Here is a 14,183-nt window from a genome sequence, read left to right as displayed (position 1 = left end):
GGTAAATGAGATTATTGGCTGTATTCAGTTTTAAGTAGCCGCTCCTCTATAAATTGAGCCATCAATTCCGTATAATCGTCGCTATTAAATATTTGCTAAGGAACAACAATGTCTATTAAGTCTGACCGATGGATTCGTAAAATGGCCGAAGAGCACGGCATGATTGAGCCATACGAGCCAGGTCAAGTACGCTTTAATGATGCAGGTGAGCGTTTGGTTAGCTACGGTACCTCAAGCTACGGTTATGATGTGCGCTGTGCTCCTGAGTTTAAAGTTTTTACCAACGTACATTCAGTAGTCGTTGATCCTAAAAACTTTGATGATAAAAGCTTTATCGATATCGTTGGTGACGAGTGTATAATTCCACCTAATTCGTTTGCTTTAGCCCGTACTATGGAGTACTTCCGTATTCCGCGTGATGTATTGACTATTTGCCTAGGTAAGTCGACTTACGCGCGCTGCGGTATTATTGTCAACGTAACGCCGCTTGAGCCTGAGTGGGAAGGGCACGTCACTTTAGAGTTTAGTAATACCACCAATCTGCCAGCCCGTATCTATGCTGGCGAAGGCGTGGCACAAATGCTGTTTTTCCAAAGCGATGCTGATGATGTCTGTGAGACCAGTTATAAAGATCGTGGTGGTAAATACCAAGGTCAGCGCGGCGTGACACTGCCAAGAACCTAATCAGTAGGCGTCCGTTTAAAAGCTTATCAGTTATAGAAAGTTAATAAGCCTTTAAATAGTTAATAAAAAAGCTAGTCATATTAAATATGGCTAGCTTTTTTATTGGGTTAAATAGAATTGGTCTAAGGTTCTATTTATTTCAAGATTTTCTACTTTAAGACCTTTAAACCCGCTTTATTATCGCGCTTTGGTTTAGGCGCTTTAGCAGGACTGTTGTTAGACATTGGTGCTGAGTCGTCTTCTGGCTGATAGTTGTCATACTCTTTTGGATCGAAAAACATACCCTGTGAGTTCTCTTTTGCATAGATACCCATCACCGCAGTAAGCGGTACCCAGATTTCTTGTGATACACCACCAAAACGCGCGCTAAAATGAATATAGTCATTTTCCATACTCATGTTACCAGTAGCACGGCTAGCGATATTCAATACGATACGACCGTCTTGCACATGCTCGGTTGGTATTTGCACATTGTCAGCAGTGGCATCGACCATCAAGTATGGTGTCAGAGCGTTGTCTTCTATCCATTGATATAGTGCGCGTACCATATAAGGGCGGGTAGGTGTAATAGAGGTGGTTTCGCTCATCTAATGATTTCCTATACTAATAATTTTTAATAATGAAAAATATCTCGTTCAGCAATTTATCAAATGACAAATGCTAATTAACGTCTATCTTATTTATACTTTATTTTAGGACAGCTTTCGATACTTGTCTAATCAACGCACGCTTTTTTGGAAGCTACTACGCTCAAACACTCTCGTTTGGTATTCGAACAATGGACGGCTAATGGCACGTGGCAGCTCAATCCCCATCTCATCTAATCGCCATAATAGTGGTGCTAATAACACGTCACACCAACCAAACTCATCAGCCATAAAATAAGGCTTATGAGCGAACAGCGGTGACAGAGTAATCAACGAATCACTGAGCTGTTTTTTGGCAACGGCAGCCTGTGCTTTATTAAAGCTATCTGGATGCGTCAGCAGACGCTTGCCAAGTACTAACCAATCACGTTGAATGCGCCAAGCCAATTGGCGAAACTGTGCACGCTCTTGCGGTGTCTCAGGGAGCAATTTGTTTGTGTGATAACGCTCTTCAAGGTACTCAAAAATGACGTTAATCTCATAAAGCGCAATCTCACGCTGCTGCAATACAGGCAAGGTATGATAAGGGTTTAGCTCAGTCAAATCTTCAGGGCGCTCAGAATGTAAGCGAGACAAATAGTAAGCGAGCTTTTTTTCTTCAAGTAATAGGCGTACCACATGACTGTCGTAGCCGTCATCAGCATACAAAATTAGCTGACTACTTGGAATGTCATTCGCATCAATCATGAAAGCCTAATGTTAATAGTGAAGGTTGTCATCGTAAACAAACTCGCAACGTTTATCAAGGTAGTGTACGTAAACATTAGCGCTGAGTGGCTTATTTTACGGTATATCTAGTATTTATGCTCTATATCAAAGCACAAAAAAGCACTACCGAAGTAGTGCCTTTTTTATTTCTCAGAACTATCTGCTGACGATGACTTATTTGACATCTTTCCAGAATTCTTTATTCAATAAGTAAACTGGGATGAGCAGTACTAATAAGAATAGAATTACGAAGAAACCAATGACTTGACGGTCATGGCGAGCAGGTTCACCCATCCACGCCATAAAGTTAACCAAGTCACCAACTTCAGATTCAAACTCTTCTTGGCTCAACTCTTCTTGCATGTTATGCAATACGTGAGGCATCGCTGCATTGGCCAGTACTAAGTTGTTTGCACCCCAAGGACGGCTTGGATCTTCATAGAACGATAGTAGGTAAGTATATACCCAGTCGTCGCCACGTAGACGTGTCTCAAGTGATAGATCAGGCGGCGCTGCGCCAAACCAAGATGCTTGAATCTCAGGATCTATCTCAGCAGTGATGTGGTCACCGATTTGATCGGTAGTAACCATTAGGTACTTTTCGACTAACTCAGGCGGTATCTCTAAATCTTGTGCAATACGAGAATGACGAACATATTTGGCTGAGTGACACCCAGCACAGTAGTTCATAAAGATTTTTGCACCGTTTTGTAGTGAGCCCTTATTGGTAAAATCAATAGGAGCAGTACTACAAGCCAAATGCTCTTCAACGCCTTCAGCATTAGTAAACGTGCCGCAACCACTGCCTTCAGCCATTGCTGTACCAGCAGTCAACGTCAATGCCGCGCCTAAGCCTAGACCAACTAGGGATTTAATTAGCGTGTTCATTAGTGACCTCCGGTAACGCGTTCTGGTGGCTGTTTGCACTTCTCAATGGCAGTGTAGAATGGCATCAGCAAGAAGAACAAGAAATATAGAATCGTAAATATACGAGCCATCAAGGTCGCTGTTGGAGTCGTTGGGGTTGCACCCAAGTAGCCTAGTACGACAAAGCTAATCGCAAATACTGTTAAAGCAATCTTAGACAATATGCCTTTATAGCGTATAGAACGTACTGGTGACCTATCCAGCCATGGTATCAAGAATAGTACGGCAATTGCAGCACCCATCGCGACGACACCGCCAAGCTTATCAGGAACCGCACGTAAGATAGCGTAGAACGGTGTGTAGTACCAGACTGGTGCAATATGTGCTGGTGTTTTCAGTGAGTTCGCTGTCTCAAAGTTTGGTGGCTCAAGGAAGAAACCGCCGCCTTCTGGGAAGAAGAATACCACTGCAAAGAAACAGATAAAGAATACTACGATACCAACCATGTCATGCACAGTGTAGTACGGATGGAATTCGATACCGTCTAAAGGCACACCATTTTTGTCTTTTAGCTTTTTGATGTCGATACCATCAGGGTTGTTCGAACCCACATGGTGCAACGCCACAATATGCATAAATACTAGGCCCACGAGTACTAATGGAATAGCAACAACGTGTAGAGCGAAGAAACGGTTTAGGGTAATACCAGAGATGATATAGTCACCACGTACCCATTCAGCAAGGCCATCACCAATAACAGGTAGCGCTGCAGGTAAGTTCAAGATAACCTGAGCACCCCAGAATGACATGTTGCCCCAAGGTAGTAGGTAACCGAAGAAACCTTCTGCCATAAGTGCTAGGTAGATACCCATACCGATGAGCCAGATAAGCTCACGAGGTTTTTGGTATGAACCGTATAGCAAGGCTCTAAACATATGCAGGTATACAACGACGAAAAATGCAGATGCGCCGGTTGAGTGCATATAGCGAATGAGCCAACCACCTTTTACGTCACGCATGATGTATTCAACAGACGCAAATGCCCCTTCGGCACTTGGGTTGTACATCATCGTAAGCCATATACCAGTCACCAATTGGTTGACCAATACAATCATTGATAGCACGCCAAAGAAGTACCAAAAGTTAAAGTTCTTTGGTGCGTAGTACTTTGACATATGGTATTCATAGGTTTCGGTCGCTGGAAAACGCGCGTCCACCCAATGCATTAACTTTTTACCCATACTCATATTAAGCCTCCCCAACCGTCAAGATGGTACCATCCATACCATATTCTGGAACGGGTAAATTAAGTGGTGCAGGGACGCCGCTATACACGCGACCTGCTAAGTCATATTTTGACCCGTGACACGGACAGAAAAATCCGCCGTACCAATCATTACCACCTAAATCCACCGCGCCCACATCAGGACGGTAGTTTGGTGCACAGCCCAAATGTGTGCAAACGCCTTCGACAACCAATACGGTTGGATCTAAAGAGCGAGTAGGATTTTTGCAATATTCAGGTTGTAGAGACGCATCAGACTCAGGATCAGATAATAGAGGTTTGACTGACTCTAGTCCTGCAACCATGTCTTCGGTGCGCTTAACCACATAAATGGGTTTACCACGGTATTTGACAACGATCATTTGTCCATCTTCGATAGAACCAATATCTTGGGTCACTGCAGCCCCTGCAGCCTCAGCTTTAGCGCTTGGATACCAAGAACGGACAAAAGGTGTCGCCACGGCAGCTACCCCAGCTGCACCAATCGCGGCAGTTGAGGCAATAAGAACTCTACGGCGTTGTACATTAACGCCTTCGGCTTGGCTCATTAATACTTCCTCCAGGTGAATGAAATGGGATTATCCCACACTGGGTTTGTGGCTTAGAAAATATACAATATCAAGCCACTTTAGCTGTGCCTAATTTTGCTAATTGTTGCTATTCTAAGCTATTTCGGTGATAAAATAAATTATTGCGTTAAAAATAAAGCAACCTCAGTAGGACATATTAGAAGGTTGAATATGACAATCAAACCAAAACAGTTGGATTATCAACGTTTAACGCTAACTTTGCTTTAACAAGGATTATGATGTGATGACCTTATAAATAATAAGGATTTTCAGCAATAGCGAATGATACTTGAAATTAAGGGAATGTTCACTAACTTTCACCATCTAACTACTTTGTAAGTTGCTGTAAAACAAATATCACCACTCTATATAATAAAGTGGTGATTTCTTCACAATAATTAATAATGTTTTGTCAGGCTATCAGGAACTTATTTATCGAAATACGCAATGCAAAGTACATATGCGATATTCCAATAAATTCAGCTAGAGAGTTGCCAATACTAGCCTTCAAGCTCACTCCAACGTTCAAGCTTATGCATCATCTCATCTTCGATGGTTAAGAGACGCTCACTAGCAGCTGTCGCCGCATCAAAGTCAGTATTGAACCAAGAGCCATCGGCCAGCTTTTCTTGCAATTGAGCTTGTTCGGCTTCGAGTGCAGCGATTTCTTTTGGCAAGTTATCCAGTTCGCGTTGATCATTATAATTTAGCTTTTTGGCTGCCTTATTTGGTTTCGCTGCTGTGCCAGACTTGTTTGTCGCTTTATTGCTTGCTGCATTGTTGGCAGGTGCTTTTGCAGCACGAGATGCTTCTTCGCGGTTCTTTTGTACGAGGTACTCTTGATAACCACCTACATACTCATTGACCACTCCTTTACCATCTTCATCTTCTCCAAACACCCACGTAGAGGTAACGACGTTGTCCATGAATGAACGATCATGACTGATTAGCAAAATCGTACCACCAAAGCTGGCGACTGACTCTTCTAATAGCTCAAGTGTTGCCATATCCAAATCGTTGGTCGGCTCATCGAGTACCAAAATATTGGCAGGTTTTAATAACTGCTTGGCCAGTAGTACTCGGTTACGCTCACCACCAGACAAGGCTTTGACAGGTGTACGTGCGCGCTCTGGTGCAAATAAGAAATCTTGCAAGTAGCTCATGATGTGCGTCTTGCGACCGCCAACTTCGACAAAGTCAGAACCTTCCGAAACGTTTTGTGCAACGCTTGCTTCAAGGTCTAACTGATCACGCAGCTGATCGAAGAATGCGATTTTCAGATTAGTACCTAATTCGACACTACCAGACTTGGTAACTTCATCATCAGACATATCGAGTAGAGCTTTAATAAGCGTAGTTTTACCAGCACCGTTAGGGCCGACAATACCAATTTTATCGCCACGCATAATAGTAGTCGTAAAATCATCTACTAATATGTTGCCGTCATATTCAAGATGTAAGTTTTTAACTTTACAGACAAGCTTACCGCTCTTCTCGCCTTGACCCATTGTGATATTTACATTGCCCACTTGCTCACGGCGATCGCTACGCTCTTCACGTAAGGCTTTTAGTTCACGGACACGGCCCTCATTACGGGTGCGACGTGCTTTGATACCTTGGCGAATCCAAACTTCTTCTTGTGCCAGTTTTTTATCAAAGTTGGCATTGTTTTTTTCTTCAGCCTGCAACTGTAGCTCTTTTAGCTCTTGATAGCGTGCGTAACCACCTTCACCTTGTGTTACGTCATAGCTGGTCAATTGGCCACGATCAAGCTCAATAATGCGAGTCGATAGCTTATTTACGAATGCTCTATCATGAGTCACGAACAACAACGTCAGGCCTTGCCAATCAAGCAAAAAGCGCTCTAACCATTCGATACTTTCAACATCTAAATGGTTGGTTGGCTCATCTAGTAGTAGTACATCAGGCTTGGTAACTAGCGCACGAGCAAGTAACACGCGGCGCTTACGACCACCAGATAGAGATGATAAGTCGTCTTCTGGATTAAGGCCCATGGTCGTAATCAGACGCATGGCATCGCGTTCTAGGTCCCAGCCATGTACCGCATCGATATCATGCTGTAGGGTCGCCATATGCTCACAGGCATCCATATCGCCATTCGCGCACATATCGACTTGCTTATTATAGTTAATGAGCAAATCAGCCGTGCGACGACTGCCGCCCATAACGATGTCTAATATGCGACCGCTAGTCTCAGGAACGTCTTGCTCTAGCATCGCTACACGCATGCTACTGTTGGTAATAATCTCACCACTGTCAGGCTGCAATGAGCCATTGATCAGTTTAAACAAAGTGGATTTACCTTCGCCGTTGCGGCCAATCAAGCACACACGCTCGCCTGTATTGATAGAAAAATCAATACCATCAAGAACAGGCGCGACGCCAAAGGCTAAGTGAATGTCTTTTAAATGAATCAGTGCCATAGAGTATCTTAAGCTTATATAATAGTGAGGTAGGGGTTGTTGCAAAATTGCCTGCAGTATAACATGCCACCGCGTCACTGTAGTGCGAGTAAATAGTTTTATCAGTACTATTTATTGCTTTTCCTAACTGCTCCTATTCCATGACTATGTTTGTAGATCTATCGCTAATCTACAGTACCTCTCAACAATCTATTCTTTCAATTTAATACTTATTACAACGTAGAGAAAAATATGAACCAACCTAAAACTATAGCCGATACTTCTGATATTCAAAATGATGTGCAAGCCCAAGTAATCGATCTACAAATGAGCCTCGCGCATCTTGAAGTGACCGTCGAACGACTGGATGACGTAATTACGCGACAAGACAGAGATATTCATACGTTGCAACGTCAACTACAGCTGATTTATAAACAGATTGAGGGTCAGGATACGGAAAGTGGTATTGCACCATTTGATGTAATGGCAGACAGACCACCACATTATTAATAGTTAAGAAATAGAAAGGTAAGTTTTTTTGATAAAAAATATATACATGTTCTTAGATATAGATACTGTATGATGACTATGTGGTCATAACATAGAAATAATGTATTTTTGTAGTTGTTTTAGTGTTAAAAAATCTTTACTATCTTCCACCTCGGATGCTGATTACCTATTGATACTTGGTAAACAGTAAAACAATGCGGATGTTTGGAGATATAAAATGCGCCACACCTTTCATTTAAAAACTCTTGCAGTAGCTGTTGCTACTCTTTCTGTTGCTAGCGTCGCTAGTGCTGCTGGCCTTGATCGCTCAGGCCAAGATATCACCGCATTCCTACAAGACGGCACTTATGCAGAAGCTGTCTACACTTATATCGATGCTGATGTTACTGGTAAAGATACCTCAGGCAATAAAATCGATGACATCGCAGAATCTTATGATTTTTTCCGTTACGGTGTAAAAGCAGATATCAATGAAACTTATAGTGTTGGTATCTTATATGATGAGCCTTTCGGTGCTGCCGCTGATTATGTTGGTGAAAGTAACTTTGTAGATCAAAATCCTGCTTCACCTAGAAATGGCGAAGGCACTAATGTAGAAGTACGCACTGAAAGCATCACAGGTATATTGGGAGCAAAACTTGGTGAGAATAAAAACTTCCAAGTATATGGTGGTCCAGTTGCTCAGCGTGTTCAAGCTGATGTAAAGCTACGTGGTACAGCTTATAGTGCTGCCAATGGCTATACTACGCACATTAGTGCTGACCAAGATTATGGCTGGTTGGCTGGTGTGGCTTATAGTAAGCCTGAAATTGCATTAAAAGCGGCATTAACATACCGTTCAGAAATTGAGCACAGTGCTAATTCATCTGAGAGTTATCCTTTCGTTGATAGTGGCTTGATACCAGCTCCTGTTGTATCAGCATTAGGTCTTTCATCAAATAGAAGTAGTAGTATCGAGATTACAACTCCTGAGTCTATCAACTTTGATTTCCAAACAGGTATTAATCCAACGACATTAGTAACTGCAAAAGTGCGTTGGGTACCATGGAGTGATTTCGCGATCGTACCGTCGCTATATAATGACGTTAGTAAACTATCGACAGGAGATGATGACGGTTTAGCATTAGTCAGCTATGATGATGACCAGTGGCAAGTAGAATTAGGTCTTGCTAAACGCCTAGCACCAGCACTAGCAGTAAGTGGAACTGTTGGTTGGGATAGCGGTGCTGGCAACCCTGTTACTTCACTTGGACCTACTGAAGGTTATTATAGTGCAGGATTAGGTGCCAAATATAACGTTACTGAAAACTGGGCAGTATCAGCGGGTGGTAAATACTTATGGCTTGGCGATGCTGAAGGCCAGATACCGACTAAAGCGATCGTTAGTGATTTTGAGAGTAATGACGGTTTTGTACTTGGTGTAAAAGTTTCTTACCAAGCTCAGTAATTCATAGCTTAGTTATATAGCAAATATTTTAAACGTTATTGATAAAAAAGCGATCCTTTGAGGGTCGCTTTTTTTGTAGGTAGTATTATAGTCATAGTGAACCCGTTTTATTCTGAGGAAAAACTCTCCTGTGAACAAATACTTTTTTAGAAAATTCACATTTAAAAGTAGAAGTAAACGACATTGTTTAATTTATATCTTATTTGTACTGTTCAGTCATAATCGAGAAATAAAGCACTTTAATTGTTGTTTTAGTGTCAAAAAGGCATTAGTATTCAACTTAGGACACGACTTTGATACTCTCAATGTTAAGCGCAGCAATGCTATATATTGATTATTAAAGTAGTAATACAACAAGGACCGTTGGAGATACACAATGCGCACTACCTTTCACTTGAAAACCCTTGCAGTAGCAATCGCTACTCTCTCTGTCGCTAGCATGACTAATGCTGCTGGTCTTGATCGTTCAGGCCAAGATGTCACTGCTTTCTTTCAAGATGGTACCTATGCAGAAGCCGTCTATACTTATATTGATGCTGATGTAAGTGGTTATGATAGTGCTAACACTAACCCTTCTCAAAATGATTATGTACGTGGTGATAAGACAGGTGATATTGCTGAGTCTTACGATTTCTTCCGCTATGGCGTAAAAGCAGACATTAACGATACCTTTAGTGTTGGTATCTTATATGATGAGCCTTTCGGTGCAGCTGCTGAATATACTCAAAGTAACTTCGTCTCACAAGGAGATGTCGACGCTTCTATTGCTTCTATTACTAATGGCGCAGCGCCAAGTCTTGCAGCGGCACAGGCTGGAATTGGTGCTCTGGCTGCAGGAGAAACAGCGGGTGTTTTAACTCCAGCACAGCAGGCTCAGTTAGATGGATTGCGTGGAGCAGTAGCGGTAGCACAAGCTGAAGCAAGTACCGCGGGCGAAAATACTAATGTAGAAGTTCGTAGCCAAAGCCTCACAGGGATTTTGGGTATGAAGTTTGGTGCCAACAAAAACTTCCAAATTTATGGTGGTCCAGTTGCACAGCGTACTCAATCTGAAACCAAATTACGCGGTTTAGCTTATGGTCCTGCTAGCGGTTACACTTCAAACAGTAATCCTGATATGGACTATGGTTATATAGCAGGTATTGCTTATAGTAAGCCGGAAATTGCATTAAAAGCTGCTTTAACTTACCGTTCTGAAATCGATCATGATATACAAATATCTGAGTCATATCCGTTAGTAGCTATTAGAGCTACAGCAGCAGGAGCTACTCCAGAACAAGCGGCTGCTGCAGCAAATAGAAACAGCAAATACGAAATTACTACTCCTAAATCAGTCAACTTTGATTTCCAAACAGGTATTAATCCTACGACACTAGCAACAGCAAAAGTACGCTGGGTACCATGGAGTGATTTTGTTATTACACCACCACTTTATAACGACACTAGTAAAATCAGTTATGGCCCTGATGGATTAAACTTGGTGGAATACAAAGATGACCAGTGGCAAGTAGAACTAGGCTTAGCGAAACGTTTAGCGCCAGCATTGGCAGTAAGTGGTACCGTTGGTTGGGATAGTGGTGCTGGTAACCCTGTAACTTCGTTAGGCCCGGTCGAAGGCTACTATAGTGTTGGTCTTGGTGCCAAATATAACGTCACGGAAAACTGGGCAGTATCTGTAGGTGGTAAATACCTGTGGTTCGGTGATGCCCAAGGTCAATTACCAACAGGCAAAATCGTCGCCGATTTTGAAGACAATGATGGTTATATCGCTGGTGTGAAGCTGTCTTATCAAGGGAAATAATCTTTTTCTATAACTGTTAAGTAATAAAAAAGCGACCTATAATGGGTCGCTTTTTTTGTGAAATTTCTATTAAGTATTTGATTGTTAGTGCTCAAATATAGATAGGACAGCAAAGGTTATCTATATAGTATTATATTTATATAGCATAGCTATATTTTATTTGCTTAGTTTAGCTCCGTATCCATGTATAAAGCATATCCTTTGGATCAAAAGCAGATACGTACTTATATCTTATCGAGTATTTAGTAAGTAAGTTGCTAATGACATAGCACACTTGAGGTATGTAACGATGTATAAGCAGGTAGACAAGTACGACGCTAAATAGAGATGAGTACAGTTGTGTTAATAAAGGCCTACCGTTCAAGGGTGGGTAGTAGTTGAACTGCCAAATAGGCTAGGATAATCTAGCGTAGTATATCCATCACAGAGCTATCAGATGCTACTATCTTTGTCCGTACAACTGTCTCATTTGTCATAATTTTTCTTGTTTTGATACTATAGTAGGTTAAATATACTAAGTCGTTACTCATAAAAAAACCTCGCCAATAATGACGAGGTTTTTTTATGGCAATAAACTTAAGACATTACGTAAACTTATTTGTTTAAGTTTAGCTCCATCTCTTTGTACTTAGCAGAAACTGAAGGTCTTGGGCCCCCAGTCATGATACTAACAGCAAAGATAGCAATAGTACTTAAGATAAAGCCTGGAACGATAGCATATAACCAGCTATTTAGTGCCATACCATCTACTTGGAAAGGCCCATAAATCCATAGGATAACAGTCAACGCACCAACAACCATACCGGCAACAGCACCATTACGGTTCATACCACGCCATGTCAGACTGAAAATAACCAATGGACCAAACGCTGCACCAAATCCTGCCCATGCATTAGAAACTAGGTTCAATACTGAGCTATCTGGATTAGAAGCAAGCATGATAGATACTAGCGCAACCACTACGACAGAAACACGACCAACCAATACCTGACGAGCTTCTGGTGCATCTTTATCAAAGAATAGTTTGTATACATCTTTGGTTAGAGAGCTTGATACAACCAATAGCTGCGATGAGATAGTACTCATAATTGCCGCTAAAATAGCTGCTAATAGGAAACCTGAAACCAATGGATGGAACAAGAACTGAGTGAATACTAAGAAAATAGTCTCAGGATCGTCTAGCGTCATCGCAGTTTTTTGTACATAAGCACGACCAGCGAAACCAGTCATTAGTGAACCAACAAGGCTCACAACCATCCAGCTCATACCGATGTTACGTGCGGTCGGTACATCTCTCACTGAACGAATTGCCATAAAACGTACAATAATATGCGGCTGGCCAAAGTAACCTAAGCCCCATGCCATTAACGAAATAATACCGATGACACTCATACCGCTAGTAACGTCTAAAAGGGTTGGATCGATGTTTCTAACCGCTTCTGTAGTGGCTGAAATACCACCAAGATCAGTAAAGGCAACGACAGGTACGATTACCATGGCAAACAGCATGATGACACCCTGTACGAAATCGGTCATAGATACTGCTAAGAAACCACCGAATAGCGTATAAGCCACAACCACACCAGCAGTAACCCATAAGCCAGTGCTATATGAGAGGTTAAGTGAGCTTTCGAAGAGTTTACCACCACCTACAAGACTTGCAGCGGTATAGACGGTAAAGAATAGAATGATGACCACGGCTGAGATGACGCGTAGCATGTGCGACTTGTCTTCAAAGCGGTTGGCAAAATAATCGGGTAGGGTGATAGCGTTGTCAGCCACTTCGGTATAAACACGAAGGCGAGGTGCTACGATGAGATAGTTTAATAATGCACCTAATGTCAAACCAAGCGCAATCCAAATACTGACCACACCATCGGCAAACATATAACCAGGTAAGCCAAGTAGTAACCAACCTGACATATCTGATGCACCTGCAGAAAGTGCGGTTACTGCTGGGCCTAAGTTACGACCCCCTAACATATAGCCTTCAGTATCATTGGCTTGCTTAAAATAAGCGTAAACACCAATCCCAATCATCACTAAGAAATAGGCGCCGAGTGATATCAGCACGCCACTAGAAACTCCGTTCATATAAATTGTCCTTAACCAACATAATTGGCTGTAATTATTTTTTAACTATAAAAGTTCTGTCCTACAAGGCGATGTCCAAAACAATATTTAAAGACAAAAAAAGCCATTAATTGAGACATAATGGCTTTTTTCAGTATCTTCTGTAGTTATATATGATTGATGTCGTTCTATGGCTAGCACTCATATAGAGATAGAGAACAATGGGAATTTCGCATTCCACTTATCTATTGTTATTGCTCGCATCTGCTATTTGTATATGAGTATTAGCAACCTACACAATCGATCAAAACCATTAAACCTACTGTTAACCATCATATCTTACTAGAAGTATTCAATATATGACTATCAGTGTCCTTGTGGTAAATTTTTGTTATACAAACAACGTCAAGCGTATTATAACGCATGAGAGATACAAATGCGAATAGGCAGAATTTATATATTATTATATCCAGCGAGTTTTATTCAATAGGCGCCAGTAAATCTAAGAGTGCAGTGACACTGCTAGATTGTGTAAGTTTTGGATTAATGACCACACCTAGATAACGCTGTAGCTCAATATTATCTGCCATATCAATACGTTCCAAATCTTGGCTGACCATCGTTTGAGGTAGTACTGACCAGCCAAGACCGACAGAGACTAGCATACGAATAGACTCAAGCGGGTTGGTGCTCATCGTGGCATAAGGCTTTAAGTTGTGCTTGGCAAATTCGGCCAAAGTAATCTGACTAGTAAAGGTATTGGCAGACGGTAGAATAGCAGGGTATCGGGCCAGCTGCTCTAAAGTGACATTTGATTTGGTTGCCAACGCTGATAGCGTACCAGTCATGAAGTAGAGAGGGTCTGACCATAGCGTATGGTAGGTTAGCCGCTTGTCATAGACAGGTGGAAGCGTAACAAAGGCTAAAGACAAATCACCATCCAATACGGCTTTGTGCGCTTTTTCAGAATCTACGAAGTGTACTTCTAACTGAACAGCTGGATAAGCTTGAATGAAGTGTTTCAGGACAGGTGCTAAATGATGTAGGCCAATATGATGGCTAGTACCAATAACTAACTTGCCAGAGACGATATGCTGAGAATGCTGTAAGTTGATTTTAAAGTTCTCATAATCTTCTAGCCAACGCTTGGCATGAGGTAGCATTTCACT

Annotated in this window: 12 protein-coding genes; 4 read left to right on the top strand and 8 right to left on the bottom strand. The window is 41.8% G+C overall.

Translation table 11 applies throughout. From position 1 onward, the window contains the following. The first annotated feature begins 108 nt into the window (after window positions 1–108). Window positions 109–684: a dCTP deaminase gene (gene dcd / locus B2863_RS04965; RefSeq protein WP_058024138.1), complete on the top strand. Its 576-nt coding sequence runs from the start codon at window positions 109–111 to the stop codon at window positions 682–684. A 149-nt stretch (window positions 685–833) separates the two neighbouring features. Here dcd and B2863_RS04960 read toward each other — a convergent pair whose 3' ends face one another. From B2863_RS04960 to B2863_RS04935, 6 genes are all read right to left on the bottom strand, one after another. Further along, entirely contained in the window at window positions 834–1,271 is a 438-nt protein-coding gene (locus B2863_RS04960; protein ID WP_102078541.1) for a ClpXP protease specificity-enhancing factor, read from the bottom strand. A 132-nt stretch (window positions 1,272–1,403) separates the two neighbouring features. Continuing rightward, window positions 1,404–2,018, bottom strand: a complete 615-nt coding sequence (locus B2863_RS04955; RefSeq protein ID WP_058024136.1) for a glutathione S-transferase N-terminal domain-containing protein — start codon at window positions 2,016–2,018, stop codon at window positions 1,404–1,406. A gap of 195 nt (window positions 2,019–2,213) precedes the next feature. Further along, window positions 2,214–2,927, bottom strand: coding sequence for a cytochrome c1 (locus B2863_RS04950; protein ID WP_290177728.1), 714 nt, complete (start codon window positions 2,925–2,927; stop codon window positions 2,214–2,216). After that, window positions 2,927–4,147 (bottom strand): cytochrome b, encoded by a 1,221-nt coding sequence (locus B2863_RS04945; protein ID WP_390178028.1) that lies wholly within the window; start codon window positions 4,145–4,147, stop codon window positions 2,927–2,929. The genes B2863_RS04950 and B2863_RS04945 overlap by 1 nt, the downstream gene beginning before the upstream one ends. A 7-nt stretch (window positions 4,148–4,154) precedes the next feature. After that, window positions 4,155–4,739: a ubiquinol-cytochrome c reductase iron-sulfur subunit gene (gene petA, locus B2863_RS04940; RefSeq protein ID WP_057759305.1), complete on the bottom strand. Its 585-nt coding sequence runs from the start codon at window positions 4,737–4,739 to the stop codon at window positions 4,155–4,157. A 521-nt stretch (window positions 4,740–5,260) separates the two neighbouring features. Then, window positions 5,261–7,204 (bottom strand): ATP-binding cassette domain-containing protein, encoded by a 1,944-nt coding sequence (locus tag B2863_RS04935; RefSeq protein WP_296207949.1) that lies wholly within the window; start codon window positions 7,202–7,204, stop codon window positions 5,261–5,263. A gap of 231 nt (window positions 7,205–7,435) precedes the next feature. Here B2863_RS04935 and B2863_RS04930 point away from each other — a divergent pair, with 231 nt between their 5' ends. The 3 genes from B2863_RS04930 (at window position 7,436) to B2863_RS04920 (ending at window position 10,941) form a co-directional block, all read left to right on the top strand. Next, window positions 7,436–7,693 (top strand): SlyX family protein, encoded by a 258-nt coding sequence (locus B2863_RS04930; protein ID WP_296207948.1) that lies wholly within the window; start codon window positions 7,436–7,438, stop codon window positions 7,691–7,693. A gap of 217 nt (window positions 7,694–7,910) precedes the next feature. Beyond that, entirely contained in the window at window positions 7,911–9,140 is a 1,230-nt protein-coding gene (locus tag B2863_RS04925) for an OmpP1/FadL family transporter (protein WP_296207946.1), read from the top strand. A gap of 376 nt (window positions 9,141–9,516) precedes the next feature. Further along, entirely contained in the window at window positions 9,517–10,941 is a 1,425-nt protein-coding gene (locus B2863_RS04920; RefSeq protein WP_296207945.1) for an outer membrane protein transport protein, read from the top strand. 594 nt (window positions 10,942–11,535) lie between these two features. On the opposite strand, the gene putP is transcribed toward B2863_RS04920, so the two are convergent. Further along, entirely contained in the window at window positions 11,536–13,035 is a 1,500-nt protein-coding gene (putP, locus tag B2863_RS04915) for a sodium/proline symporter PutP (RefSeq protein WP_201566873.1), read from the bottom strand. A 458-nt stretch (window positions 13,036–13,493) separates the two neighbouring features. Continuing rightward, on the bottom strand, window positions 13,494–14,183 hold a 690-nt coding region (locus tag B2863_RS04910), incomplete at its 5' end, for a LysR family transcriptional regulator substrate-binding protein (protein WP_296207944.1).

It is taken from the genome of Psychrobacter sp. UBA3480 (assembly GCF_002377945.1).
In the GTDB taxonomy this organism is placed as follows: domain Bacteria; phylum Pseudomonadota; class Gammaproteobacteria; order Pseudomonadales; family Moraxellaceae; genus Psychrobacter.
The sequence above is the reverse complement of the archived record's forward strand: the minus strand, read 5'-3'. Positions and strand labels throughout refer to the sequence as shown.

Bases quoted from the DNA above. Each gene is read 5' to 3' on its own strand.
- B2863_RS04930 (WP_296207948.1), top strand. From the start codon at position 7,436: ATGAACCAACCTAAAACTATAGCCGATACTTCTGATATTCAAAATGAT.
- putP (WP_201566873.1), bottom strand. From the start codon at position 13,035: ATGAACGGAGTTTCTAGTGGCGTGCTGATATCACTCGGCGCCTATTTC.
- B2863_RS04955 (WP_058024136.1), bottom strand. From the start codon at position 2,018: ATGATTGATGCGAATGACATTCCAAGTAGTCAGCTAATTTTGTATGCT.
- B2863_RS04935 (WP_296207949.1), bottom strand. From the start codon at position 7,204: ATGGCACTGATTCATTTAAAAGACATTCACTTAGCCTTTGGCGTCGCG.
- petA (WP_057759305.1), bottom strand. From the start codon at position 4,739: ATGAGCCAAGCCGAAGGCGTTAATGTACAACGCCGTAGAGTTCTTATT.
- B2863_RS04945 (WP_390178028.1), bottom strand. From the start codon at position 4,147: ATGGGTAAAAAGTTAATGCATTGGGTGGACGCGCGTTTTCCAGCGACC.
- B2863_RS04925 (WP_296207946.1), top strand. From the start codon at position 7,911: ATGCGCCACACCTTTCATTTAAAAACTCTTGCAGTAGCTGTTGCTACT.
- dcd (WP_058024138.1), top strand. From the start codon at position 109: ATGTCTATTAAGTCTGACCGATGGATTCGTAAAATGGCCGAAGAGCAC.
- B2863_RS04960 (WP_102078541.1), bottom strand. From the start codon at position 1,271: ATGAGCGAAACCACCTCTATTACACCTACCCGCCCTTATATGGTACGC.
- B2863_RS04920 (WP_296207945.1), top strand. From the start codon at position 9,517: ATGCGCACTACCTTTCACTTGAAAACCCTTGCAGTAGCAATCGCTACT.
- B2863_RS04950 (WP_290177728.1), bottom strand. From the start codon at position 2,927: ATGAACACGCTAATTAAATCCCTAGTTGGTCTAGGCTTAGGCGCGGCA.